We start from the raw sequence: 25,769 nt of genomic DNA on the forward strand, positions 1-25,769 counted from the left end.
ACCTCCCAGCGGCTGTCCGGGTGGCCCGCTAGGTTGGGTCGCGTGAGCATCGACACGCCTCGTCCCTGGCTTGCCTCGTACGCCCCGGGGGTCCCGCACGACATCGAGGAGCCCACGGGTTCCCTCTCCGACATCGTGGAGGAGTCCGCCAGGCGCTTCCCGAAGCAGGTCGCGCTGGAGTTCTTCAAGCGCACGACGACCTACGCGGAGCTGCAGGAGCAGATCAGCCGTGCCGCGAACGGGCTCCGCAAGCTCGGCGTCTCGGCCGGTGACCGGGTGGCGATCGTCCTGCCGAACTGCCCGCAGCACATCGTCGCGTTCTACGCGGTGCTCCGGCTCGGGGCGATCGTGGTCGAGCACAACCCGCTGTACACGCCGCGGGAGCTCCGCCACCAGTTCGAGGACCACGGCGCGAAGGTCGCGATCGCGTGGGACAAGTCCGTCGCGACGCTGCAGGACTTCCCCGCCGACGTGAAGCTCGACGCGATCGTCTCGGTGGACCTCACCCGGGCGATGCCCCGCGGCACCCGGATCGCGCTGTCCCTGCCGGTCGCGAAGGCCCGTGAGTCCCGTGCCAAGCTGACCACCAAGGTCCGCGGGACGACGAAGTGGGACGACCTCGTGTCCACCCGGAAGCTGTCGAAGCGGCACCCGCGGCCGACGACCGATGACACCGCGCTCATCCAGTACACGTCCGGCACGACGGGTGTCCCGAAGGGCGCCGTGCTGACGCACCGGAACCTGATCGCGAACGCGGCCCAGGCCCGGGCGTGGGTGCCGCAGATCCGCCGCGGCGACAACGTCGTGTACGCGGTCCTCCCGATGTTCCACGCCTACGGCCTGACGCTGTGCCTGACCTTCGCGATGAGCATGGCCTCGCGCCTGGTGCTCTTCCCGGCGTTCGACCCCGCGCTCGTCCTCGCGGCGATGAAGAAGCACCCGCCGACGTTCCTGCCGGCCGTGCCCCCGATCTACGCCCGGCTGCAGCACGCGGCGGACTCGGCGAAGGTCTCGCTCGCGGGCATCGAGATCGGCATCTCCGGCGCCATGCCGCTGTCGGCCGACGTCGTCGAACCGTGGGAGGCCCGCACCGGCGGCTACCTCGTCGAGGGCTACGGGCTGTCCGAGTGCTCCCCCGTCCTGATGGCGAACCCGGTCTCCCCCGACCGCCGGCTCGGGTCGATCGGGCTGCCGCTGTCCAGCACCGAGGCGCGGGTGGCCGACCCGGACGACCCGACGAAGGTGCTCGGCACCGACGAGCCCGGCGAGCTCCAGGTCCGCGGCCCCCAGGTGTTCCGCGGGTACTGGGGCAAGGCCGAGGCGACCGACGAGGTCTTCACGTCCGACGGGTGGTTCCGCACCGGTGACGTCGTGGCGATCGGCGCCGACGGGTACGTCCGGATCGTCGACCGCCTCAAGGAGCTCATCATCACGGGCGGCTTCAACGTCTCCCCGTCGGAGGTCGAGGACGCCCTCCTCAAGCACCCCAGCGTCAAGGAGGTCGCGGTCGTCGGCATCACCCAGGCCGGCAACGAGCAGGTCGTCGCCGCCGTGGTGCCGAAGGACCCGGCGACCTTCGACGCGGACGCGCTCCGGGCCTGGTCGCGGGACCACCTGGCGGCCTACAAGGTGCCGCGCCGGGTCGTCGTGGTGCAGGACCTGCCCCGCTCGATGATCGGCAAGGTGCTGCGGCGGAAGGTGCGCGACCAGATCATCGGCGACTAGCCCTCCCCGGCCGTGACGGCACGGCCAGCACCGCGAGTCCGACCACCACCAGCCCGATGCCGACCCACCCGCCGGCACCGAGGTGCTCGCCCACGACCAGCACGGCGAGGACCGCGGCCACGACGGGCTCGAACAACGAGAGCAGCGTCGCCACCGAGGCGCTCACGGACCGCAGCCCGACCGCGTACAGCGAGTGCCCGAGCACCGTCGGCACGAGCGCCAGGTACACGAACACCGGCCAGTTCGACGCCACCCCGAGCGAGGCTTGCCCGCCCACGGCGGCGAGGACCACGAGCGGGACCGCCGCGAGTCCGAACACCGCGCCCACGAGCCCGCGCTCACCCGGCAGGGACGCACGATCGGCCACGGACGCCCCACCCGGCAGCGCGACCGGACCGGACACCGCGTGCATGCCGCGCGCGACGGCCCACGAGTACGACGCGTACGTCAGACCGGCGAGCAACGCGCTGCCCAGCCCGAGCAGGAGCGAGGCGTCCAGCCCGGAGTCGGCCGCCCCGGACCCCTCCGACCGCGCGAGCGTCACGACGACCATGCCGACCACGCTCACCAGGGTGGCGACGACCCACCTGCGCGTGACGCGCCTCCCGTCCGTCGCCCACTCGACGAGTCCCGCGAACACCGGGGACGACCCGATGGCCACGGTCGTGCCCAGCGCGACGCCCGCGTCGGCGAGGGCCGCGTAGAACGCGACCGCGTACACGACGAGCGAGGTCGCGCCGAGCAGGACCCAGCGCCGGGTCGCCGGGTCGGCGACCGCACGGAGGCTGCCGCGACCGGCTCCGAGGGCGAGCACGATGCCGCCGAGCCCGAAGGTCACCGCGCCGAAGACGAAGGCCGGCACGCCCGGCGCGAAGTGCGTCGCGGTCCCGGTGGTCCCCCAGACGGCAGCGGCGACGACGACCGCCGCGATCCCGCCGACCGGCCTGGAGGCACGACTCGCGTCCGCCCCGCCCGTCACGACACGTGGACGCTCGGTCGGCGGTTCACGTCGGGCTCGGCTTCGCGGAGGACCTCACGGGTGACGGGGGCGACGTCGCCGACACCGGTGAACACGAAGCGGATCGCGTTGCGGATCGGGCTGCCCTCGTTCCACTCGAAGTAGATGCTCGGGACCACGCCGGCGATGTCCCGGATCGCCAGGAGGGTCGACGCGATGGTGTTCGGCACGTTCCCGGAGCGGACCTTGAGCACGCGGTGGCCGTGGATCACGTGTCCCTCGACCACGAGGTCCTCCTCGAAGTCCGAGGAGTCGGCGGGCAGCACCTCAAGGAACATCGTCGGCACGCGGGCGGGGATGCCGGAGTCGCGGCGTTCCTCTCGGCCCTTCGACCGGTACGCCTCGGCGGTGCCGGCACCCGGCTCGTTGGCGATGATGCAGACGGAGCTGAACTGGTCGGCGTCGGCCTCGATGAACTGCCGTGCGGTGGCGTCCAGCTCGATCGACGACGCCCGGAGCTCGAACGACCGGCGGACACGGGAGACCAGCGAGACGACGACGATCGCGACGATGAAGATCGCGGCGATGCGGACGCCGTCGGGCCGCTCGATGACGTTCGCGACGGTCGTGTAGACGAACACGACCGTGACGATCCCGAAGCCGATGGTGCGCTTCTTCTGCTGCTTGCGCCGTGCCGACAGGGTCACCGCGACGGCGGCGCTCGTGATGAGGACGAGCACGCCGGTGGCGTAGGCACCGCCCTGCGCGTCGACGTTCGCCTGGAAGACGATGGTGATGACGAAGGCGATGAGCGTGAAGATGATGACGAGCGGTCGGGTCGCCCGCGCCCACTGCGGTGCCATGCCGTAGCGGGGCAGGAAGCGGGGCACGAGGTTGAGCAGACCCGCCATCGCGCTCGCGCCGGCGAACCACAGGATCGCGACGGTCGAGAAGTCGTAGACCGAGCCGAACACGCCACCGAGGTACTGGTGCGCGAGGTACGCCAGCGCTCGGCCGTTCGCCCCACCGCCGGGTTGGAACTCGTGCTGCGGGATGAGGAACGTCGTCACGATCGACGAGGTGATGAGGAACGAGCTCATGATGACGGCGGCGACCGTGAGCAGCCGCTTCGTGCCGCGGATCCGGCCCTCCGGTCGGGAGCTCGTGTCGTCCGACGCGTCACCGCGCACCTGCGGCATGACCGCGACCCCGGTCTCGAACCCGGACAGGCCGAGCGCGAGCTTCGGGAACACGACGAGGGCGATGCCGATCATCACGAGCGGGTTGCTGTGCTGCGCCGTGAGGCCGCTCCACCAGTCGCTCGCCACCATCGGGTGCTCGAACACGTGCCACAGGGCCACCACGACGACGATCGCGTTGAGGGCGAGGAACACCCCGACGAGCGCGACCGCGATGCCGATCGCCTCCTTGAAGCCGCGGAGGAACACGATGCCGAGCAGGAGGAGCAGCGCCAGGGTGAGCGGCACCGGGATCTCGGTGAACCAGTGCGGCGTGTACGGGTTCTCGGCGATGTGCGCCGTGGCGTCCGCCGCCGACAGGGTCATCGTGATCATGAAGTCGGTCACGGCGAACCCGAGCAGCACGAGCACGAAGAGCTTGCCGGCCCACCAGGGCAGGAGCTTCTCGAGCATCATGATCGACCCGGCGCCCCGGAAGCTGTCCTGGGCCACCCGGCGGTAGACGGGCAGCGCGCCGAAGAGCGTCACGAGCACGAGGACGATCGTCGCGATCGGCGAGAGGAGCCCGGCGGCCAGGGCGGCGATCGCGGGCTGGTAGCCGAGCGTCGAGAAGTAGTCCACGCCGGTCAGGCACATCACCCGCCACCACGAGTGGGTCTTCTCGACCTCGACCTGGTGCGGCCCCTGGTGCGAGGCGCCCTGGTCGGATCCCTGCAGCATCCACCGGCGCACCCGGGTGGAGCGGTCGGGGGACGGCTCGGTCGCGTCGCGTTCCGCGGCCCGCTCGGAGTCAGTCGCGGTCACGGAGACGATCGTAGGCCGTCTCAGCGCCGTGGTCTCGCGATCACCGCGGCGACACCGGCCACCACGAGCAGGACCCCGGCCGCCAGGCAGGCGCCGAGCAGGAGCGTCGTCGGGTCGACGTCGAACCACGGCAGGGCGGTCACGGCCATCGCCGCGGCGAAGACCAGGAGGACGACGCCCCAGAAGACCGTGCCGAAGCGCGGGGTGCGACGCGGGCGCGGCGCCGGGGTGGTCTGCTCGACCGGGGTGGTCTGGTCGACCGGGGTGGTCTGGTCGACCGGGGTGGTCTGGTCGACGGGGGTGGTCTCGTCGTTCGTCATCGTCTCGTTCCTCACTGGTCGACGGCCAGGCCGCGCGGGACGTCGACGCCACCGCCGACGACCCACACGTGCACGGTCGTGATGTCCGCAGCGTCCGCGGTCCGCGCTGCCCGGTTCTCCACGGTCGTCGTGCCGAGCACGCCGCCGAGGCTGTCGTCCGCGTCGTCGTCCGGGTGGAGGTCGACCCCGTACCCGACGCCGCTCACCTGCACACGGACGGGCGCCTCGGTCGGCAGCAGCACCTCGGCTCCCCCGGCACCGAGCCAGAGGTTCACCGTCCCGCCGCCGTCGGACTCGCCGAGCCCGCGCAGGTCGAGCGTGGGTCCGCCGACCACCATCGCGTAGTTCCGCTCGGCGCCCTGCCCGACGTCGTCCACCCGCCACGTCGTCCCGCCGATGACCGAGACCTGCGTCCCGCCGGGCAGCACACCCGTGACCACGAGCGCGACGACCCCGATGGTCGCGAACAGACCCAGTCCGCCGCTCTCCCGCCCACGGATGCCCGCCACGATGGTCGCCACCGCGAGCACCGCGACGGCGGCCGCGATCCCGAGCACCGGGACCGGCAGGTCGGCCTGCTGCGCCCAGACCGCGACGCCGGCACCGGCGACGAGCGCGAGCCCGACGCTCACCGCGACGAAGGCCGCACCGGGGAGCCGCTCCGCCCGCTCCGCGCGGCGTTCCGCGGCGCGCTCACGCTCGGCGCGCATCCGGTCGACGTGCTGACGGTGACGGTCCGCGGCACTGGTCGGGGCGGCCCACTGCCAGGAGGCACGCCCCGCGTCCGTCGCGGACGTCGCGCTCCCGGAGGGGTCGGTTCCTCCCCCCGCGGTCGCGCCCGCCGACGCACGGCCCGGCATCGGCGCGGGCTCGTCGGCACTCGTCCAGAAGTCGCGTCGCGCCCCGGCGTCGGCGGCGTCGGCCCCGTCGGTGCCGGAAGGCTGCGAGCCCCGGCGCGCCAGGACCACCACGAGCCACACCGCGCAGCCCACGAGGGCGATCGTCCACGCGGTCCCGAGCGTGGCGGAGAGCCAGCCGGGCATCCCCCACGCCACCGGGACGCCCCGCCACCAGATGCCCTGGACGGCCGGCACGAAGGTCAGCACGACGAGGACACCGATGGCGACGAGCGCCGGGTCGAGCACGCCGCGGATCATCCGCTCGACGTGGATCCGTCCGGACGAGTCCGGCAGCAGCGCCCACCCCGCCGCGTAGGCGAGGAACACCGGCCCACCGAGGAGCGCCACGACGATCGCGACACCCCGGACGACGAGCGGGTCGAGACCAGTCCGGTCGGCGACGGCGCCGCACACGCCGGCGAGCCAGCGGTCGTCGGAACGGGTGACGTGGATGCCCCGGATCCAGTCGAAGAACCGTGTCGCCGACGCGGGGCCGCCGGTGTCCTGTTGTGTCATGGCCACCAGCATCGTGGCAGCGGACGACCGGCACCATCGGGGTTCACCCTGATCGGCCCCTGATCACCGACCCCGAGCCGACGATCGAGCGACGCAGGGTGCCAGGATTGGCCCATGCCGACCGCCACGATGTCCCGCCCGGCCCTCCGGGTCGTCGGTGGCGTCTGCGGCGGGTTCGCTGCCCACACCGGGCTGCCCGTCGGCGCGGTGCGCCTGGCGACCGCGGTCCTCGCCGTGTGCGGCGGGGCCGGGCTCCTGCTCTACGCCTGGCTCTGGGCGACGACGCCGAGCCAGGGGCCGGCGACGCCGACGTCACTCAAGGCCATGCTCACCCGGCCGTCCGTCGAGGGCGACTCCGACGCCGAGCAGCACGAGCGCCGAGCCCCGGTCGTGGAGATCCTCCTCGGCATCGCCCTGCTCGCGGCCGGCGGGGCGATGGTCGCCGCTCGCCTGGGCGTCGACGTCCCGCTCGAGTTCGTCGTGCCCGGGATCGTCGTCGCGACGGGAGCAGCGCTGGCGTGGCGGCAGCTCGACGCGCTCCGCAACGTCCGCGCCGCCGGGTCCTCGGCGCTCGTCGTCCGCGCACTCGGCGCGCTGGTGCTCGTCGTGCTCGGCATCCTGCTCTTCTTCACCTCGAGCACCCACCCGAACGTGTGGACCGTGCTGACCGCGGCGGCCGCCGTGCTGCTCGGCGTCGCCGTCGTGGTCGCCCCGTGGGTCGTCCGGCTCGTCCGGGACCTCGCCGAGGAACGCGCCGCCCGGGTCCGCGACGTCGAGCGGGCCGAGATGGCCGCGCACCTCCACGACTCCGTGCTGCAGACCCTCGCGCTCATCCAGCAGCGGGCCGAGCCGGGCTCCGACGCCGCCCGGCTCGCACGCGCCCAGGAGCGGGAACTCCGGTCGTGGCTCTTCACCGAGCAGTCGGAGTCGGCCAGCGACCTCGGTGCCCGGCTCCGTGCGGTCGCCGCCGAGGTCGAGGCGGAGTACCCGGCGCGGGTCGAGGTCATCGCGATCGGCCCCGCCCGCACCGATCTGCCCGAGGGACTCGTCGCCGCCGCACGCGAGGCCGTCCGCAACGCCGCCCGGCACGCCGGTGGCACCGTCAGCGTCTACGCCGAGACCGCGAAGGACCGGGTCGAGGTCAGCGTCGGCGACCGCGGACCGGGCTTCGACGTGGACACGATCCCGGAGGGCCGCTACGGCGTCCGCGAGTCGATCATCGGTCGGATGGACCGGCTCGGCGGCACCGCCGTGATCGGACCGGGGCCGGGTCGCACCGGGACCGAGGTCCGGCTCACGCTGCCGCTCCGCGCTGACGACCACCCGCCCGCAGGCCCCGCCGATGGTCGACCGACGAAGGAGTCCTCGTGACCGACGCCACCCCGCAACCGCAAGCCGGACCGCTGACGGTCGCCATCGTCGACGACCACTCCATCTTCCGAGCCGGCGTGCGTGCCGGATTGCCACCGCGCCTCCAGGTCGTCGGCGAGGCGGCCACCGTCGACGAGGCGGTCGACCTCGTCGCGGCGACCGCACCGCGGGTCGTCCTGCTCGACGTGCACCTGCCCGGCGGAGCCGGAGGCGGCGGCGCCGAGGTGATCACCCGATCCGCCCCCGACCACCCGGAGACGCGGTTCCTCGCGCTGAGCGTCTCGGACGCGGCGGAGGACGTCGTCCGGGTGATCCGGGCCGGTGCCCGCGGGTACATCACGAAGAGCTCCTCGGAGGCCGACGTCGCCGAGGCGATCGACCGTGTCGCCGAGGGTGACGCGGTGTTCTCCCCGCGGCTCGCGGGCTTCGTGCTCGACGCGTTCGGTGCGGTGAGCGGCGAGACCGCGCAGGTCGACACCGAACTCGACCGCCTGTCCGCCCGCGAGCAGGAGGTCATGCGGCTGATCGCCCGCGGGTACGCCTACAAGGAGGTCGCGGGCGAGCTGTTCATCTCGGTGAAGACCGTGGAGACCCACGTGTCGAAGGTGCTGCGGAAGCTGCAGCTCTCGAACCGGCACGAGCTGACGGCGTGGGCGCTCCAGCGGAAACTGCTCTGAGCCGTCCCTCCCCTACTTCGCGCTGATGCGGGTGTACTTGTTGACCGCCCACGGCACGAAGACCACGAGCATGACCGTGATCCCGATCAGGACCGTCAGGATCGGGTGCTGCATCGTCCAGATGTCCGGCACGGGAGCCGAGCCGACGTTGCCGAACAGCTCACGTGCGGCCTGCACGAGCGACGACACCGGGTTCCACTCCGCGAACACCCGGAGCACCAGCGGCAGGGTGTCGCTCGGGACGAACGCGTTCGAGATGAACGTCAGCGGGAACAGGATCATGAACGAGGCGTTGTTGATCACCTCCGGCGTCTTCACGCTCATGCCGAGCAGGGCCATCACCCAGCTGAACGCGTAGCTGAACAGCAGCAGCAGGCCGATGCCGGCGAGGAACTCCAGCGGCGAGGAGTTCACGCGCCACCCGACCGCGAGGCCGGTGAGCATCATGATCGCCATCGAGATTCCGTTGAGCACGAGGTCGGAGTTCGTCCGGCCGACCAGCACCGCCGACGCCGACATCGGCAACGTGCGGAAGCGGTCGATCAGCCCCTCCTTGAGGTCCTGCGCCATGGCCGACCCGGAGAACGTCGCGCCGAACACGACGGTCTGGGCGAAGATCCCGGCCATCAGGAACTGCGTGTAGTCCGTGCCCTCGACGGCGATCGCGCCGCCGTAGACCTGGCTGAACAGCAGGACGAACATGATCGGCTGCAGGACGGCGAACACGAGCATGTCCGGCGACCGCTTGATCTTGATGAGGTTCCGCTTCGTGACGGTCCAGCCGTCCTCGAACCAGACCGCGGCGGGCGAGGTGACGACGACCGGCAGCTGCCGACCGAGCGCCGTGGTGGTGGCGCTCATCGTGCCGTCTCCTTCTGCTTGTCCTGCTTGCGCTGCTTGTCCTGCTTGCCCTTCGGTGCGGTGCCGTCCGGATCGCCGTCGTCGTCGGTCGCCGCGTGCCCGGTGAGCCGGAGGAACACGTCGTCCAGGGTGGGCCGACGCATGCCGGCGTCGTGGAGTTCGATGCCGGCCTCGCCCAGGTCGGCGAGGACACGCTGGAGGGCCGACGGGCCGGCGTCCACCGCGACGGCTCGGGTGCGGCCGTCGCCGGAGACCTCGACGTCGCCGCTGCCGTACCGCCGCAACACGGTCGTCGCGGCGTCGCCGTCGACCTGGTCGACCAGGGTCACCACCACCCGGTGTCCGCCGACCTGCGCCTTGAGGTGGTCGGAGGTGCCCTCGGCGATGACGGTCCCGCCGTCGATCACCGCGATGTCGTCGGCGAGCTGGTCGGCTTCCTCCAGGTACTGCGTGGTGAGCAGCACCGTGGTGCCGTCGGCCACGAGGCCCTCGATGATGCCCCAGAGCGCCAGCCGGCTGCGGGGGTCGAGGCCGGTGGTCGGTTCGTCGAGGAACAGCACGCGGGGGTTCATCACGAGCGCACCGGCGAGGTCGATCCGACGGCGCATGCCACCGGAGAACCCCTTCACGGGGCGGTCCCCGGCCTCGGACAGGTCGAACACGTCGATGAGCTCGCGTGCACGGTCCCGGGCCGTCCGGCGACCCAGGTGGTACAGGCGGCCGATCATCTCGAGGTTCTCGAACCCCGTGAGGTTCTCGTCGACCGCGGCGTACTGCCCGGACACCCCGATCGACCGACGCGTGGCCTGAGGGTCCGCGATGACGTCGATCCCGTCGATCGTCGCGGTGCCGGCGTCCGGCGTGATGAGGGTGGTCAGGACCTTGACGGTCGTGGTCTTGCCGGCACCGTTCGGTCCGAGCAGCGCCTTCACGGTGCCCTGCGGCACGGAGAGGTCGAGTCCCGCGAGTGCGTGGACCGGCCCGGACTTCGAACGGTAGGTCTTCGTCAGCCCGGAGGCTTCGATGATGGCCATGTCGCTCCTTTGTCGACCAGGAGAATATCAGTAGGTCGGTCGGAGCTGCGACGCGTCACACGTCGAAGTCACCGCCGAAGTCACCGAAGCCACCGCCGAAATCGGATCCGCCGTCGCCCCAGCCCGCGCTCTCCACCCCACCGCCGTCGGACGCGCCGGCGTCAGCGGAGTCGGCACCAGTGTCCTCCGAACCACCGTCACCCGCAGCGTCCGTACCGCCGTCGAACGATCCCGGGTCCGGCAGGAAGGCGCTCATGATGGCCGAACCGATGACGTAGCCCGCCACGGTGCCGAGGATCGAGGCACCGATCATGCTGCCGAAGGACGGACCCGAACGCGCTCCGGCGCCGCCGACGCCGCGGACGCCACCGAGCGAGCGCTCCATGAACCCGGGCTGCCGGATCTCGGACCGGGTCGCCGCCTGTGCCAACGAGCGCGGGTCGTCACCGCGAGGGGCCTCCCCCGCCGGTGCCGTGCGGGTGAACTCATCGTAGACCATCCGGCGCTGCTCGGGCGTCAGGGTCGCGAACGCCTCGGCGTGGACCTCCTCGATGCGCTCCGGCGGGGCGGTCCGGAGGAGGTAGCGGTAGCGCTCGACCGCGCGCTCGTCGTCGGAGGTCGCCGCCGGGCCGGGCGCCTGCGCGGGCTGGTGGTACGACTGCTGGCCGTACTGGTAGCCCTGCGGCTGCTGGCCGTACTGTGGCTGCCCCCACTGGTTCTGTGCGGCGCCGTTCTGGTCGCGGTCCGGACGTCCGAGCAAGCGGTCGAGGAATCCCATGTCGCCACAGTAGGGAGCACGGACGACCGCTGACTGTACGCCCGCACAGAGTCCTCCGTGAGCCGGTCGTGCAGGATGTGGGCATGGCAGCGGACCTCGACGAACTCCGACGGCTGCGTCGAGCCCGCAGTCGGATGGACCGCGAGTACGCCGAGCCCCTCGACGTGCCGTCCCTCGCCGCGTCGGCGTTCATGTCGGCCGCGCACTTCAGCCGCCGGTTCCGCGCGGCCTACGGCGAGACGCCGTACGCCTACCTGATGACGCGACGGATCGAGCGGGCGCAGGCGCTGTTCCGCAGCACCGACCTCAGCGTGACCGAGGTCTGCACGGCCGTCGGCGCGACGAGCCTCGGGTCGTTCTCGTCGCGGTTCACCGAGCTCGTCGGGATGACCCCCACGCAGTACCGCGCCGCCGACCACGACGACCTCGCCGGGCAGTGGAGCTGCCACACGATGGTCGTCACCCGCCCGGTTCGAGCAGGATCGGAGAAGCGCGGGGACGCACGGCGGTCCTAGTGTCGCTGCCATGACGATCCAGATCAGTGGCGTGCACGTGCTCGCCGACGACATCGACGCCGCCGTCGCGTTCTACGGCGACGTCCTCGGTTTCACCGTCCGCAACACCGTCGAGAACGGCGGCTTCCGGTGGGTGACCCTCGTGAGCGACGAGCACGCGGACCTCGAGCTCGTGCTCTCCGAGCCCCACGCCGGCCGGTCGCAGGAGGACGGCGACGCGATCGCCGCGCTGCTCGCGAAGGGCGGCCTCTCCATGCTGCAGCTCCGCGTGACGGACCTCGACGCGACGTTCGACCGCATCTCGGCGAGCCCCGACGCCGAGGTCGTGCAGGAGCCGACCGACCAGTTCTGGGGCGTCCGCGACGCCGCCGTCCGGGACCCCGCCGGCAACATGGTCCGGATCGCCCAGGCCTAGCGCGCGAGGGCCGCCGTCCACACGGCGTGCAGCTCGTCCGCCGCGCCGGGATGCGCCACGAGGAACGGCTCCCCCACCGGCGGGAAGCCGTCGACCGGGCCACCGCGGGTGAGGACCACCCCGCCGGCCTCGTGCACGAGCAGCACGGCAGCACCGTGGTCCACCGGGTCGAACGCCGACACGCACCCGCCGATGCCCCGCCCCGCGGCGACCTGGGCGATCGTGAGCGTCCCGGAGCCCTGGACACGCACCGTGCAGGAGCGGTCGGCGAGGGCCTCGAGGAGGGCGACGAACCCCGGCCACGGTCGGTGTCCGTCGAGCTCCGTGCCCACCACGGCGCCGGCGAGCGCACGCGGCGCGTCGTCGAGGTGCAGCGTCCGGTCCCGCAGTGTGGCGCCGTGCCCGCGCCGTGCCTCGAGCACCTCGCCGCGCCAGGGATCGGCGACGACACCGACGACCGGGCGTCCGGAGCGGGTGAGGCAGAGCGACATCGAGGTCCACGGGACGCCGTTCGCCAGGTTGGTGGTGCCGTCGACGGGGTCGAGGTACCACCGGTGCCGGTCACCGGGGGCGTCGCCGTACTCCTCTCCCGTGAACCCGTGCGTCGGGAACACCGTCCGGACCCGCGAGCGGACGAGCTGTTCGACGAGCCGGTCGACGTCGGTGACGAGGTCGGCCGGGTGCCCCTTGGTCGTGACCTCGCCCACCGGGTGCTCCCGGGTGAAGGCGATCACTTCGTGCGCGATCCGGTGCGCGAGCGCTTGGGCACGCGAGGCGACCTCCGTCTCGGTGGGCTCACGCTCGCGCTCGGGCCAGCCGTCCCGTTCGGCCTCGGCCAGCGCCGCGCGGACCGTCGCGACGTCGTTCGTCGTGATCGAGTCGACCCCGAGGCGGGCGGCCCAGAGCGCGGGCTCGGCGTCGTCGACGACCCGGACGGCGACGCGGAGGCCGAGGGCGTGCGCCGCCTCGACGGTCCGCGGGGTGAGGAACACGACGTCGAGGTCGAGCGTGGAGGGCGCCAGCGTCTCGAGGTCGGCCGTGGTCGGCGGGACGAGCGACTCCCACGCGAGCCAGATGTCGGCGTCGGGTAGCTCGGTTCGGACGGCGGCCATCGCAGCGGGGGCGCCGCGCCACGCGACGCCCGTCGTGCCGCGGTGTCCCGCGACGGTCCGGGCAGCGACGACCGCGTCGGCCGGGTCCGCGACGTCGACGAGCAGGGTCGAGCGGCAGCCGTCGAGGCGTTCGAGCACGGCGTCGAGGCGCGGGATGCGGTCGAGGCCGTTCCCGAGCCGGGCGACGTCGCACCAGTCGACGTCGCACACCCGGCGACCGTCGCCCCACATCCGCCCGAGCGTCTCGTCGTGCAGCAGGACCGCGACGCCGTCGGCCGTCCGCCGGACGTCGACCTCGACGGCCTCCGCGCCGAGGGCCTCCGCGACCGCGACCGCCGGCAGGGTGTTCTCGCGCCGGACGCGCGGCGCACCGCGGTGGGCGACGAGCCGTGGCGGACGCACGCCGTGCCTCCCGGCCGCTGCCCATGTCGTGACGGACGTGACGGGCGCGCGCATGGTCGACGTCATCGGACCATCCTGGTGACCCGCGACGAACCGCAGGTGGCCTGCGAGTGAACGGCCGGCTGCGCTCACGGATTCCGCAGTGTGCGAGGTTCCGCGCAGTGTGGGAGCTGCGCTCCCTCGCACACTGCGCCGAACCTCGCACGGCTCGGGTCGTCACCTCGCACGGTGCGGGGTCAGTGCCGCATCGGGACCTGCGCGCGGCGGAGCTTCCCACGGAACGACGTCTCACTCCAGAGGTCACCCCACGAGAGCCGGACGACCTGGCGGACCTCGTCGAACGCTCGCAGGCGGTCCTCGCGGTACTTCTCCGCGATCACGACGTCCTCGGGAGGTGCGCCGGCGCGGAGCGCACGGTCGCGGTACTTCACCTCGCCGTCGAACTCGATCGCGACGCCGGTGTCCGGCAGCCAGAGGTCGACGACGATGTCGGGGTGCCCGCGCTCCCGGAACCGGTGTTGCGTCACCGGGGGCGGCGCGCCGTACTCGTCGAGCCGCACGCGAGCGACGGACTCCCCGGGTGTGTCCGCTGCTCCGTCCGCGAAGGCGAGCGCGCGGAGGGCACGGCGACGGCCGCGAGGGGAACGGCGCTCGATGCCGTCCTGGATGGTCCGCACGTCAGCGCCGAGCCGCAGCAGGCGATCGAGGGCGACCACACCGTCGAGGAACGGCAGGGTCATCGCGAGGTCGACCGCGGTGCGCTCGGAGTTCGTCACCCGCAGGTCGTCCGAACGGAAGCGCCAGGTGCCTCGCATCGTCGGGTCCAGGTCGGCGTGCACGATGCAGGTCGCGCTCGTGGTGCGTGCGTCCTCACCCGGTCGGATCAGGTGGACGCGTCCCGGCCACGGGTGGAGGAACGGCACGCCGAGCACCGCGGCCGCCGACAGGTGCGACACGACGAAGCGCGGCCGGATCCGGTCGACGAGGGACCTGACCAGGACGTGGTGACGCTGCTCCGCTCGGAGACCGTCCCACGCCTCGACGGGGACGTACCGGCCGTGCGCGATCCGTCGGAGTTCCCCGGCGCGGGCGCGCGCACGCAGGACCCGGGCGACGTCGGGATGGTCGTCGTTGACGACGTGCCAGGGGCAGTCGGGGACGTTGGGGAAGGCAGGTGACTCGGTCATCGGTCGATCGTCGTGGTGGCGTCGCATGGTGCGACCACCGACGGGAGACCTGTGGACGAGCGCGAACCGTCCACAGGGGTGCCGCACGGAATCCAGGGCGGTCGTCGGCTGCGAGAATGGGGTGTGACCGAACGCACCTGGGGCTGGCTCGCAGCCGTGATCGACGTCGTGCTCATCGTCCTGTTCGCCCTGATCGGGCGCTCCTCGCACGGTGAGACGAACTCCGCCCTCGCGCTGTGGACGACCGCGTACCCGTTCCTCGCGGGCTGGGCCGTCGGCTACGTCACGAGTGGTGCGTGGGCCCGACCGCTGCGCTTCTGGCCGACCGGTGTCGTGGTGTGGATCCTGACCGTCTTCATCGGGCTGGCCATCCGTGTCGCCACGGGGCAGGGCGACGTGGACGGCAACCCCCTGCCGATCTCGTTCGTGATCGTCGCGACGATCGTGCTCGGGGTGTTCCTGCTCGGATGGCGAGGGATCGCCCGACTGGTCCTCCGCGGGACGCGCCGGCGCACCGTGCGCTGACCGGTCAGAAGAGTCCGGCGCGCGGGGCCTCTGGTCCGTCGAACCCGCGGAACATGTCCGACACGAGCGCCTCGATCTGGGGTTCGACCAGGCGTTCGACGGCCTCGGCGATCCGCGGTCGGTGGTCGATGAGTGCCAGGCAGACCGCGGCCCCGGTGGCCTGGGCGCACTCGTCGGACAGCTCGATCTCGTGGCGGAGCGCCGACTTCGCCTCGTCCGACAGCGGCTCACGAGGAACCTGCTCGCCCGCGCCGGTGCCGGTCAGCTCGCCGAGCGTGAACAGGAAGGGCTCACCGGGCGACGGTTCGGGATCGACGTCGAGCCCCTGGAACTCCGGCTGCAGGCCCTCGGTCGGCTGGTACCCGGCGTGCCGCTTCCGTGCGGCGGCCCGCTCGAGTTCGCGCTGGAGCAAGGGCAGGTTCCGGGCGGTGTAGTCGTCGACCGCGTCCTCGACGATGGTCGAGATGCGGCCGATCAGGGCGTGCTGGACGGCGTGCGGGACGTCCGGGCCGAACCCGGCGGCGGTGGCGATCGGCGAGCCCGTGCACTTGCGGCAGATGCGGGTGCGGGGTCGAGCCGTGCCGATCTGCCACCGCGGGAGCCAGCGGAGCCAGACGTCGACGGCGCCGCGCACGCGTCCGTCGATGCCGTCCATGCCTCCAGGGTATGCGCCACGCCCGGGATCGCCCCGGATTTCCGGGGTGCGGGCGGGCGGGGCGCCTCGCACCGTGCGAGGCGAGCGCCACGCGCGACGCAGTGTGCGAGGTTCCGGGCGCGGTGCGGGGCCGCGCGGGTCCCACACTGGGCGGAACCTCGCACACTGCAACACGGCGGGCGCGCGGCTCGCCCCGTGCGAGGCGAGCGCGCGGCGCGAGCGCGAGCCGCGAGCGGCGCGAGCAGCCGAGCGCGCGCCGCCCCGCGTCAGGCCTTCGGCTCCGTGACGAAGTCGATCAGCTCCTCCACGCGACCGAGCAACTGCGGCTCCAGGTCCGCGAAGGTCCGCACCTGCCCGAGGATCCGCTGCCAGGCGCGCGCGATGTCGGCCTGCTCGGCGTGCGGCCACCCGAGCGCCTGGCAGATGCCCTTCTTCCACTCGATGGACCGCGGGATCGTCGGCCACGCCCGCAGCCCGACGCGGGCGGGCTTCACGGACTGCCAGACGTCGACGAACGGGTGCCCGACGACGAGCACGTGCGCGCCCCACTTCCCCTGCATCACGGCGGACGCGAAGCGGGACTCCTTCGACCCGGGCACGAGGTGGTCGACGAGCACGCCGACCCGGCGGTCGCGCGAGGGCTGGAAGTCGTCCAGGACCGCTGCCAGGTTGTCGACGCCAGAGAGTTCCTCGACGACGACGCCCTCGACGCGGAGGTCGGCTCCCCAGACCTTCTCGACGAGCTCGGCGTCGTGCTTGCCCTCGACCATGATCCGGGAGGGCAGCGCCACCCGGGCACGCTGCGACTCCACCGCGAACGATCCGGACGCGGTGCGGAGGCGACCACCGTCGGACGCGTGCCGGACGGCGGGACCGGCCCCGGGCCTCCAGTCCGCGTGCACCGAACCCGACGTCCCGGCGGAACCAGACGGACCACCGGACCGCCCGACCGGCGCCTGCGGACGCCCGAGCGTCACGAGCTCCCCCTCGAGCAGGAACTGCCCCGTGAAGGGGAAGGAGCGCGTGCGGCCCTTCCAGTCCTCGAGGGCGATGTTGCCCGCTTCGAGCCCCACGACGGCGCCCGCCCACCCGGAGTCCGGGTCCTCGAGCACCATGTCGCGTTCGAGCGGCACCTGCCGCACCTTCTTCACCCCGCGGGAGCGCCAGTCCCCCGAGAGCACGTCCCCGCCGTACCGGTCGTCGTCCACCCGCACGAGGGTACTGTCGAGAGGGCTCCGGACGACGTCGACCGGCCGATCCCCCACCATCTCGACGGAAGGCTCCCCATGCGCGCAGCGATCATCCACGCCCCGAACGACATCCGTGTCGAGGACCGCGACCAGCCCGAGCTCATCACCCCGAAGGACGTCGTCGTCGAGGTCGTCGCGGCGTGCGTGTGCGGCTCGGACCTGTGGCCGTACCGCGGCGCCACGAAGACGAAGGAGCCGCACCCGATCGGGCACGAGCTCGTCGGGACCGTCGTCGCGGTCGGCGACGACGTGACGGACCTGCACGTCGGTGACTTCGTCATCTCCCCCTTCACCATGAACGAGGGCACCTGCCAGGCCTGCCGCCACGGCATGACCACGGGCTGCGACCACCTGTCCGGCTTCGGCGGCAAGGACGCCTACGGCGACCCGGTTGGCGGCGCCCAGGCCGAGTACGTCCGCATCCCCGACGCCGAAGCCACGCTCGTCGCTGTCCCCGGCCCGGTCGACCCGGCGCTCGTGCCGTCGCTGCTGACGCTGTCGGACGTGTTCTCGACGGGGCACCACGCTGCGGTGTCCGCAGCCGTCGGCCCGGGCAAGACCGTCGTCGTCGTCGGTGACGGCGCGGTCGGGCTGTCCGCCGTCCTCGCGTCGAAGCGGCTCGGCGCCGAGCGCATCATCGCGATGAGCCGGCACGCCGACCGACAGGCGCTCGCCCGGGAGTTCGGCGCGACCGACATCGTCGCGGAGCGCGGCGCGGACGGCATCGCCGCCGTCAAGGCCCTGCTCGGCGGCGACCTGGCCGACTGCGCGGTCGAGGCCGTCGGCACCGAGGAGAGCATGGACCAGGCGCTGCACTCGGTCCGCGCGGGCGGCAACCTCGGCTTCGTCGGGGTCCCGCACGGGGTGCCGACCATCGGCACGCGGTACCTCTTCGACACGAACATCACGATCGCGGGCGGCATGGCCCCGGCCCGGAAGTACATCCCCGAACTGCTGCCGGACGTGCTCTCGGGTGCGATCGAGCCGGGTCGGGTGTTCGACCTCGAGCTGCCCCTCGACGAGACCGCCGAGGCGTACCGCGCGATGGACGAGCGTCGCGCGATCAAGGTGCTGCTGCGCCCGTAGGGCGCACACGCGACCACTCCACGGGCCTGGAGGCGCGGTGCCGGCCCGCACCGCGCCTCCATGCCCGTGGTGGTCGCGTCCAGAGCCCGTCCCGCCTCCGTCCCGCCGCCGCACGTTTCGCGGAGCGGAACGCGTGTTTCGAATCGGTAAACAAACCTTTCAGTAAAGAAGGTTGTCCGTTACAGTCCTCGACATGACCACTCGAGGACGCACCCCCGGCCAGCCCGGCCTCCTGCGTGTCCTCAACGACCGCGCGGCCCTCGAACTCCTGCTCGACGACGGCCCGCTCACCCGCAACGAGATCGCACAGCGCACCGGGCTCAGCAAGCCCACCGCCGCCGAGATCATCCGCCGGCTCGAGGCCGCCGACCTCATCCACGAAGCCGGCACCGCGACCCAGACCGGTCGCCGCGGCCCGAGCGCCGTCGTGTACCAGGCAACGACCGACCGCGACCTCGCCGTCGCCGTGGACGTCCAGCTCGTCGACGTCCGCTCCACGGTCGTCGACGCCACGGGCCGCTCGTACCCGGTCGCCGAGCACCGGATGGACGAGCACGAGATGCGTGCCCCCGGCGAGGACATCGTCGCCGCTGCCGTCAGTCGGGCCGCTGCGGCCGCCGGCGTCGACCCGGAGCTCGTCACCGCGGTCGCCGTCGGGGTCCAGGCGAGTGTCGACCACGCGACCGACACCCTGATCTTCACCGACGGGCTGCCCGGCTGGCCCCGCGACCAGGTCTCGACCACCCTGTCCGCTGCGCTCGGTGTCCGGGTCGTCATCGAGAACGACGCCAACCTCGCGGCGATCGCCGAGCGGAACATGGGCGCCGGACGGGCTCCCGGCTCGTTCGCCCTGTTCTGGATGGCGGAGGGCCTCGGCATGGCCCTCGACCTGCACGGCCACCTGCACACCGGCGCGTCCGGTGCCGCGGGTGAGATCGGCTACCTCAGCGTGCCCGCCGACGCACGCTCCATCGACCCGACGGCCACGATCGTCGCGGACCTCATCTCCGAGTCCGCGATCATCGCCCTGGCCGCCGAGCACGGGATCACGGCACCGGACGGCACCGCAGCCGACTGGCGCCAGGTGCTCCCGCAGCTGCCCGGGCTCCCCGAGCAGCACCCCTTCACCACCGCCCTCGGCGAGCGCGTGGGGCACAACGTGCTCCCCGCCCTCGCCGTCGCCGATCCCGAGACGGTCGTCCTGCACGGCCCGACCGGGATCGCGGGTGGACCCGCCCTGGCCGCCGCCGTGACCGCCTGGCTCCGGACCCGCACACGCTGGTCCACCGCCGTGGTGGCACCCGGCGTCCCCGACACCCCCGTCCTGCACGGTGCGCGGCACGTCCTCATCGACGTCGTCCGCACCGCGCTCGCGGACCGGCTCGAACGCATCAGTGACGATGCGCCAGCACCGGACCCCGCCGAGCGCCCCTGAGCCGCTCCGCCCAGCGGAGTTCCACCCGCACCACTCGAGGCACCACCACCCGGCCCTGTCCCAGGGCTCTTCGGCGCGCCCGGAAACGCAGCCGCCGAATCGAGACCAGAGAGCGAGTACTGATGCACCCCTCCGCCAAACGATCCGCCACGAGGATCCTCACCGCCACGGCCATCGCCGCCGTCGGTGCACTCGTCGTCGCCGGCTGCAGCTCCGGGAGCAGCGCCGACGCCATCGACAAGACCGCACCGAAGGAGCTCAAGGGCACCGTGTCGCTGTGGCACTTCTTCACCGGGCGTGAAGCCGGTGTCGTGAAGAGCGCCGTCGCCGGCTTCGAGAAGGCGAACCCCGGCGTCACCGTCGACATCCACGCCGGCCAGGACGACGAGAAGCTCCAGAAGGCGATCTCGTCGGGGCAGAACATCGACGTCGGGCTGTCCTACTCGACGGCGATCGTGGGCAGCTTCTGCTCGTCGGGCGCCTTCCGCGACCTGTCGCCGTACGTCAAGCGGGACAAGGTCGACCTGTCCGACATCCCGAAGGCCGTGCAGTCGTACACGCAGTACAAGGGCACCCGCTGCACCCTGCCGGCCCTCGCCGACGTGAGTGCTCTGATGTACAACAAGCCACTCCTGGCGAAGGCGGGCATCACGACGCCGCCGAAGACCCTCGACGAGCTCAAGGCCGACGCGCTGAAGCTCACCACGTACAACGCCGACGGGTCCATCAAGCAGCTCGGCTTCAACCCGCTCATCGACTTCTACGAGAACTCCCCCGAGCACTGGGCACCGATGGTCGACGGATCGTGGCTCGACAAGAAGGGCAACAGCGTGATCGGCACCTCCGACGCGTGGAAGAAGCTCATCACCTGGCAGAAGGGCTTCGTCGACGAGATCGGCTACGACAAGCTCAAGGCCTTCACCTCGGGGCTCGGGCAGGAGTTCGCCGCCGACAACGCGTTCCAGACCGGCCAGGTCGCGATGCAGATCGACGGTGAGTACCGCACCGCCTTCATCAAGGACCAGAAGCCGGACCTCGACTACGGCACCGCACCGACCCCGGTGATGGACGGGCTCGGCAACTACGGCTCGACGTACATCGCGGGCAACGTGGCGGGCATCGCGAAGGGCTCGAAGCACCCCGAGCTCGCGTGGGCGCTGCTGAAGTACCTGTCGACGAACACCGACGCGCAGGTCACGATGGGCAACGGGCTGAAGAACATCCCGACGCTCACCTCGGCCCTGGAGTCACCGAAGCTCGAGGTCGACGAGAACTACAAGACCTTCGTGGACGTCGCCGGCAACAAGGACACCATGACGTCGCCGGGCACCGCGGACGGCGCCGCCTACATCGGCACGTTCACGAAGTTCTGGCAGGCGTACCAGCAGAACGGCGGAGACCTCGACGCCAAGCTCAAGAAGCTCGACTCGGACATCGACAACGCCAACCAGCTGGCTGGTCCGTGACCATGACGGACGTCACCACCCCTGAAACCGGCAGCCTGGAGGCGCGGCCCACCCGCGCCTCCCGGCCGCCGGCCAGCGCCGGGTCGCGTTCGACGGCCCCTGGGAGCCAGCCACGTCGGCGTCGCTCCGCCGAGTCCCGCCGTCGTCTGGTCGCCCTGACGATGCTGGCCCCGGCCCTCGCGGGCCTCGTGATCTTCTTCGCGTACCCGCTCGTCGCGTCGATCTTCTACTCGTTCACGCGCTACAACCAGCTGCAGGAACCCGAGTTCGTCGGGCTGCTGAACTACAAGTTCCTGTTCACGCAGGACCCGCAGATCTGGCCGGCGGTCGTCAACACGCTGTGGTTCGTCGTGATCCTCGTGCCGATCCGGATCGTCTGCGGGCTCCTGGTGGCCGGGCTGCTGAGCCGTGCGAAGACGGCGACCGGGTTCTGGCGGACGCTGTTCTACCTGCCCGCCCTGGTCCCGCCGGTCGCGAGCGTCGTCGCGTTCGTGTTCCTGTTCAACCCCGGCACCGGCCCGGTCAACCAGATCCTCCGGGTGTTCGGCATCGACGGCCCCCTGTGGTTCAACGACCCCGCCTGGTCGAAGCCCTCGCTCGTGATCATGGGCGTCTGGGTGATGGGCGACATCATGATCATCTTCCTGGCGTCGCTCCTCGACGTGCCGCGCGACCTGTACGAGGCCGCGTCGCTCGACGGCGCGAACGGGGTCCAACAGGTGCGGCACATCACGCTGCCGACGATCGCGCCGGTCATCGGCTTCGCTGCCGTCACGGGGGTGATCGCGGCCCTGCAGTACTTCACCGAGGCCGCCGTCGCGTCGGGTGTCGCCAGCGGCAAGGCGACGATCGGCGGTGGGACCGCGGCGCAGCTCGGCTACCCGGGCACGTCGCTGCTCACCTACACCGAGCTGCTCTACCAGCACGGCTTCGCGAACTTCCAGTTCGGCTACGCGTCAGCGATGGCCGTGGTGCTGTTCGTGGTCACCGCCGTGGTGCTCGTCCTCACGATGCGCCGCATCTCCGTCTTCCGACCCGAGGAGTCCTGATGACCGCCGTGTCCCAGTCCCCGCTCGCCCGGGCTCCCCGCGGTGCGGCGTCCGGCTCCGCGCGCGGTCCGCGTCGCAGCCTGCTCGTCTGGATCGCCGAGCACGCCGCACTCGTGGCGCTCGGTGTCCTGACGATCGCGCCGATCGTGTTCGTCATCCTGACCTCGCTCATGTCGAGCAACCAGGCCCTGACGGCGTCGATCCTGCCGCGCCCGTTCGACTTCTCGAACTACGCCCGGGTGTTCACCGAACTGCCGCTCGCGCAGTGGTTCGGCAACTCGTCGATGTACGCCGTGCTCGCCACCGCGTTCATGCTCGTCAGCTCGGTCCCGGCGGCGTACGCGCTCGCCCAGATCAAGTTCAAGGGCGCGAACCTGGTCTTCACGGTGATCATCGTCGCGATGCTCCTGCCCCCGCAGGTCACCGCGGTGCCGGTCTACGTGATGTGGTCCCAGCTGCACCTCACCGGCACGCTCTGGCCGCTGATCCTGCCGAACCTGCTCGGTGACGCGTTCAGCATCTTCCTGCTCCGCCAGTTCTTCATGACCATCCCGAAGGAGTACGGCGACGCCGCCCGGATGGACGGCTGCAGCGAGTGGGGCGTGCTCTGGCGGGTCGTCGTGCCGATGGCGCGTCCGGGCATCGCGTCGGCGGCGATCTTCATGTTCTTCCACTCCTGGAACGACTACTACGGCCCGCTCCTCTACGCCTCCGAGAACCAGGCCGCCTGGCCGGTGGCGTACGGGCTCGCGACGTTCCGCGGCCAGCACGGCACCGACTGGTCGATGACGATGGCGATGACCGTCGTCGTCATGGTCCCGGTCGTCGTCATCTTCTTCTTCGCACAGAAGGCATTCGTCGAGGGCATCGCGCTCACCGGCGTGAAGGGATAGCACCACAGTGAAACTCGCAGTCATCGGTGGCGGATCCACCTACACCCCCGAACTCGTGGACGGCTTCGCCCGGCTCCGCGACCAGCTGCCCATCGACGAGCTCTGGCTCGTCGACCCCGATCCCGTCCGACGCGAACTCGTCGGCGGTGTCGCCAAGCGGATGTTCGCCCACGCCGGCCACCCCGGCACGGTCCACGTCACCGACGACGTGGTCGCCGGTGTCTCGGACGCCGACGCCGTCATGTTCCAGCTCCGCATCGGCGGCCAGGCCGCCCGGCAGCAGGACGAGACCTGGCCGCACGAGGCGTGCTGCATCGGGCAGGAGACCACCGGCCCCGGCGGGTTCGCGAAGGCGCTCCGCACCGTGCCGGTCGTGCTCGAGTACGCGGAGCTCGTCCGGAAGCACGCGAAGCCGGATGCCTGGATCGTGGACTTCACGAACCCGGTCGGCATCGTCACCCGCGCCCTGCTGGAGGCCGGCCACCGCGCCGTCGGACTCTGCAACGTCGCGATCGGGTTCCAGCGGCGCTTCGCGAAGGAGTTCCAGGTCGACCCGTCGGCCGTCCGGCTCGACCACGTCGGCCTCAACCACCTCACGTGGGAACGCGGCGTGCACGTCACGGACGCCTCAGGCGAGCGTGACGTGCTGGCCGAGCTGCTTGGCGCCGACACCGGTGCCCTCGACCGGATGGCGGAGAGCGTGCACATGCCCGCCGACCTCATCCGCCTGCAGCACGCCGTCCCCTCGTACTACCTGCGCTACTTCTACAGCCACGACGTCGTGCTCGAGGAACAGCTCCACGAGCGCACCCGCGCCGAGGCCGTGATGGAGACCGAGTCGGCACTGCTGACCAAGTACGCCGACGAGTCCGTCGTCACGAAGCCGGTCGAGCTGGAGCAGCGGGGTGGGGCGTACTACTCCGAGGCCGCCATCGACGTGCTGTCCTCGATCCTCGGCGACCGCGGTGACGTGCAGGTCCTCAACGTCCGGAACGACGGCACGTTCCCGTTCCTGCCCGACGACCACGTCATCGAGGTCCCGGCGCGCGTCACCCGGCAGGCGATCACCCCGCTGCCGGTCTCGCCGCTCGCCCCGGACATGGTCGGTCTGGTGTCGCACGTCGCCGGGTACGAACGACTCGCCCTCGACGCCGCCGTGCACGGAGGCCGCGACCGCGTGCTGCGGGCGATGTGGGCACACCCCCTCGTCGGACAGGTCGACAAGGCCGAGAAGCTCACCGACCTGCTCCTGGCCGCGAACGCGGAGCACCTGCCGTGGACGCGATCGGAGCAGTTGACGTGGGCGGGCTGAACCGGGGTCCGTCGGGCACCGCCCGGGTCGAACGGCCGCCGGCCCCGGTCCCCCCGCACCCGAGCGACGTCGTCCTCGCCGTCGACGGCGGCGGGAGCAAGACCGACGTCGTCGCCATCGCACTGGACGGCGCGATCGTCGGGCACGCACGCGGCCCGGGGTCGAACCCGCAGACCCGAGGATGGGACGTCGCCGGACCGATCCTCGACGACGTCCGCTCCCGGGTCGTCGGCGACCTCGGCGATCGTCGGATCCGGACGACGCACGTCTACCTGGCCGGGCTCGACCTGCACGACGAGCTCGTCGCCGCCACCACGGCGCTCGCGCACTGGGAGTCCGACGGCGGTGCTCCGCACGTCCTCGACAACGACCTGTTCGCCCTGTTGCGGGCGGGGACCCTGTCGCCGGACGCGGCCGCGGTGGTGTGCGGGACGGGCATCAACGCGCTCGCTGTCCGGGCCGACGGCACCACGGCCCGGTTCCCGGCCATCGGCGACGTCTCCGGCGACTGGGGCGGCGGGGCCTACCTCGGCAACCGGGCGCTGTGGCACGCCGCCCGGGCCGACGACGGCCGCGGACCGGCCACGGCACTGGTCGACGCGGTGCCGGCGGCGCTCGGGCTCCGCAGCGTCCGCGAGGTCACCGAGGCCATCCACTTCGGCCGCCTCGACCAGCGGGTGTTCAACCGACTGTGCCCGGTGCTCTTCGACGTGGCCGGAGCCGGCGACCTGGTGGCCCGGAGCGTCGTGGAGCGCCAGGCGGAGGAGATCGTCCTGCTCGCCGGGGTCGCGCTCGAGCGGCTCGGTCTCGGCGGGTCGACCGCCCACCCGGTCCCCGTCGTGCTCGGCGGCGGGGTGCTCGCTGCTCGGCACCCGCTGCTCGTGGACGGGGTGGTGTCGGGGCTCGCGGAGCGGGTCCCAGGGGCCGTCCCGACCTGGGTGACCGATCCGCCGGTGCTCGGCGCGGGGCTGGCGGCGCTGGAGTCGGTCGGTGCTGACGAGGCCGCACTCGACCGCTACCGCGAGGCCGTGCGCTCCCGTTCCTTCGCGAGCACGACGGCGCTCATCCGCTGACGCGGCCCGGCGGCCCGGCTGGTTCCCTCCCGCCCGCCCTCCCTCCTGCCCGCCCGCCCGACACGCGAAAACGACAGCGTGCCGCCGACGATCGGCGGCACACTGTCGCTTCCGCGCCACAGTCCGGCCGTGGCCACCGCGCGCCGCCGATGCCGCGCGAGACTCGGCCTGGGCGACACAATTCGCGCTCCGGAGCACGAGAAGTGTCGCCCAGGCCGAGTCTCGCGGCCCAGGCCGGCCGGCCGCGGCGCG

The 25,769-nt window shown here is 72.1% G+C and carries 24 protein-coding genes; 13 read left to right on the top strand and 11 right to left on the bottom strand.

The window, feature by feature from the left end:
- Positions 1–42: 42 nt before the first annotated feature.
- The gene (locus CRP27_RS10450; RefSeq protein ID WP_097180610.1) at positions 43–1,725 is read left to right on the top strand and encodes a long-chain-fatty-acid--CoA ligase; all 1,683 of its coding nucleotides are present in this window, start codon (positions 43–45) and stop codon (positions 1,723–1,725) included.
- Here CRP27_RS10450 and CRP27_RS10455 read toward each other — a convergent pair.
- The 4 genes from CRP27_RS10455 to CRP27_RS10470 are packed head-to-tail and all read right to left on the bottom strand — an operon-like array spanning position 1,712 to position 6,421.
- On the bottom strand, positions 1,712–2,704 hold the full coding sequence (locus tag CRP27_RS10455) for an EamA family transporter (protein WP_097180611.1): 993 nt from the start codon (positions 2,702–2,704) through the stop codon (positions 1,712–1,714). The genes CRP27_RS10450 and CRP27_RS10455 overlap by 14 nt on opposite strands.
- Entirely contained in the window at positions 2,701–4,686 is a 1,986-nt protein-coding gene (locus CRP27_RS10460) for an APC family permease (RefSeq protein WP_097180612.1), read from the bottom strand. Before CRP27_RS10460 ends, CRP27_RS10455 begins: the two co-directional genes overlap by 4 nt.
- A 20-nt stretch (positions 4,687–4,706) precedes the next feature.
- On the bottom strand, positions 4,707–5,006 hold the full coding sequence (locus CRP27_RS10465) for a hypothetical protein (protein ID WP_097180613.1): 300 nt from the start codon (positions 5,004–5,006) through the stop codon (positions 4,707–4,709).
- An 11-nt stretch (positions 5,007–5,017) separates the two neighbouring features.
- A complete protein-coding gene (locus CRP27_RS10470) occupies positions 5,018–6,421 on the bottom strand; it encodes a PspC domain-containing protein (RefSeq protein WP_176505554.1) in 1,404 nt (467 codons plus the stop codon).
- Between the two features lie 114 nt (positions 6,422–6,535).
- Here CRP27_RS10470 and CRP27_RS10475 point away from each other — a divergent pair, with 114 nt between their 5' ends.
- Both CRP27_RS10475 and CRP27_RS10480 read left to right on the top strand, forming a co-directional pair.
- Positions 6,536–7,792: an ATP-binding protein gene (locus CRP27_RS10475; RefSeq protein ID WP_097180615.1), complete on the top strand. Its 1,257-nt coding sequence runs from the start codon at positions 6,536–6,538 to the stop codon at positions 7,790–7,792.
- Entirely contained in the window at positions 7,789–8,469 is a 681-nt protein-coding gene (locus tag CRP27_RS10480) for a response regulator transcription factor (RefSeq protein ID WP_097180616.1), read from the top strand. Before CRP27_RS10475 ends, CRP27_RS10480 begins: the two co-directional genes overlap by 4 nt.
- 12 nt (positions 8,470–8,481) lie before the next feature.
- On the opposite strand, the gene CRP27_RS10485 is transcribed toward CRP27_RS10480, so the two are convergent.
- Genes CRP27_RS10485 through CRP27_RS10495 form a run of 3 tightly spaced genes read right to left on the bottom strand, consistent with a single transcriptional unit; the run spans position 8,482 to position 11,142 of the window.
- The gene (locus tag CRP27_RS10485) at positions 8,482–9,330 is read right to left on the bottom strand and encodes an ABC transporter permease (protein WP_097180617.1); all 849 of its coding nucleotides are present in this window, start codon (positions 9,328–9,330) and stop codon (positions 8,482–8,484) included.
- Entirely contained in the window at positions 9,327–10,364 is a 1,038-nt protein-coding gene (locus CRP27_RS10490; protein ID WP_097180618.1) for an ATP-binding cassette domain-containing protein, read from the bottom strand. The genes CRP27_RS10485 and CRP27_RS10490 overlap by 4 nt, the downstream gene beginning before the upstream one ends.
- 55 nt (positions 10,365–10,419) lie before the next feature.
- Positions 10,420–11,142: a hypothetical protein gene (locus tag CRP27_RS10495; RefSeq protein ID WP_097180619.1), complete on the bottom strand. Its 723-nt coding sequence runs from the start codon at positions 11,140–11,142 to the stop codon at positions 10,420–10,422.
- Positions 11,143–11,225: 83 nt separating this feature from the next.
- Here CRP27_RS10495 and CRP27_RS10500 point away from each other — a divergent pair, with 83 nt between their 5' ends.
- Both CRP27_RS10500 and CRP27_RS10505 read left to right on the top strand, forming a co-directional pair.
- Positions 11,226–11,657, top strand: a complete 432-nt coding sequence (locus tag CRP27_RS10500) for a helix-turn-helix transcriptional regulator (RefSeq protein WP_097180620.1) — start codon at positions 11,226–11,228, stop codon at positions 11,655–11,657.
- A 10-nt stretch (positions 11,658–11,667) separates the two neighbouring features.
- Entirely contained in the window at positions 11,668–12,072 is a 405-nt protein-coding gene (locus CRP27_RS10505; protein ID WP_097180621.1) for a VOC family protein, read from the top strand.
- Here the strand turns inward: CRP27_RS10505 and CRP27_RS10510 are convergent.
- Together CRP27_RS10510 and CRP27_RS10515 are read right to left on the bottom strand one after the other, a co-directional pair.
- Complete coding sequence (locus CRP27_RS10510; protein ID WP_097180622.1) at positions 12,069–13,652, bottom strand: inositol monophosphatase family protein; 1,584 nt, start codon at positions 13,650–13,652, stop codon at positions 12,069–12,071. The two genes, CRP27_RS10505 and CRP27_RS10510, sit on opposite strands and share 4 nt — an antisense overlap.
- 170 nt (positions 13,653–13,822) lie before the next feature.
- Positions 13,823–14,773: a hypothetical protein gene (locus CRP27_RS10515; RefSeq protein WP_097180623.1), complete on the bottom strand. Its 951-nt coding sequence runs from the start codon at positions 14,771–14,773 to the stop codon at positions 13,823–13,825.
- Positions 14,774–14,896: 123 nt separating this feature from the next.
- On the opposite strand from CRP27_RS10515, the gene CRP27_RS10520 reads away from it, so the two are divergent.
- Positions 14,897–15,298, top strand: a complete 402-nt coding sequence (locus CRP27_RS10520; RefSeq protein WP_097180624.1) for a DUF3054 domain-containing protein — start codon at positions 14,897–14,899, stop codon at positions 15,296–15,298.
- Between the two features lie 4 nt (positions 15,299–15,302).
- Here the strand turns inward: CRP27_RS10520 and CRP27_RS10525 are convergent, their stop codons facing one another.
- Positions 15,303–15,953: a spermidine/putrescine ABC transporter substrate-binding protein gene (locus tag CRP27_RS10525; protein ID WP_079238484.1), complete on the bottom strand. Its 651-nt coding sequence runs from the start codon at positions 15,951–15,953 to the stop codon at positions 15,303–15,305.
- 266 nt (positions 15,954–16,219) lie between these two features.
- Positions 16,220–17,161 carry a DUF3097 domain-containing protein gene (locus tag CRP27_RS10530; protein ID WP_097181025.1) on the bottom strand — a complete coding sequence of 314 codons (942 nt, stop codon included), beginning with the start codon at positions 17,159–17,161 and terminating at the stop codon, positions 16,220–16,222.
- Between the two features lie 78 nt (positions 17,162–17,239).
- On the opposite strand from CRP27_RS10530, the gene CRP27_RS10535 reads away from it, so the two are divergent.
- The 7 genes from CRP27_RS10535 to CRP27_RS10565 all read left to right on the top strand — a co-directional run bounded on the left by CRP27_RS10535 (position 17,240) and on the right by CRP27_RS10565 (position 25,517).
- Positions 17,240–18,289, top strand: a complete 1,050-nt coding sequence (locus tag CRP27_RS10535) for an alcohol dehydrogenase catalytic domain-containing protein (protein ID WP_097180625.1) — start codon at positions 17,240–17,242, stop codon at positions 18,287–18,289.
- Positions 18,290–18,482: 193 nt separating this feature from the next.
- Positions 18,483–19,724, top strand: coding sequence for an ROK family transcriptional regulator (locus tag CRP27_RS10540; protein ID WP_097180626.1), 1,242 nt, complete (start codon positions 18,483–18,485; stop codon positions 19,722–19,724).
- A 122-nt stretch (positions 19,725–19,846) separates the two neighbouring features.
- A complete protein-coding gene (locus CRP27_RS10545) occupies positions 19,847–21,190 on the top strand; it encodes an extracellular solute-binding protein (protein ID WP_097180627.1) in 1,344 nt (447 codons plus the stop codon).
- Between the two features lie 2 nt (positions 21,191–21,192).
- Positions 21,193–22,239, top strand: coding sequence for a carbohydrate ABC transporter permease (locus CRP27_RS10550; RefSeq protein ID WP_217990735.1), 1,047 nt, complete (start codon positions 21,193–21,195; stop codon positions 22,237–22,239).
- Complete coding sequence (locus CRP27_RS10555; protein ID WP_101686008.1) at positions 22,239–23,132, top strand: carbohydrate ABC transporter permease; 894 nt, start codon at positions 22,239–22,241, stop codon at positions 23,130–23,132. Before CRP27_RS10550 ends, CRP27_RS10555 begins: the two co-directional genes overlap by 1 nt.
- A 7-nt stretch (positions 23,133–23,139) precedes the next feature.
- Positions 23,140–24,444: a 6-phospho-beta-glucosidase gene (locus CRP27_RS10560; RefSeq protein ID WP_097180629.1), complete on the top strand. Its 1,305-nt coding sequence runs from the start codon at positions 23,140–23,142 to the stop codon at positions 24,442–24,444.
- Positions 24,432–25,517, top strand: coding sequence for an N-acetylglucosamine kinase (locus CRP27_RS10565; protein ID WP_255257540.1), 1,086 nt, complete (start codon positions 24,432–24,434; stop codon positions 25,515–25,517). Before CRP27_RS10560 ends, CRP27_RS10565 begins: the two co-directional genes overlap by 13 nt.
- Positions 25,518–25,769: the final 252 nt, after the last annotated feature.

Source organism: Curtobacterium sp. 314Chir4.1 (assembly GCF_900215175.1).
In the GTDB taxonomy this organism is placed as follows: Bacteria; Actinomycetota; Actinomycetes; order Actinomycetales; family Microbacteriaceae; genus Curtobacterium; species Curtobacterium pusillum_A.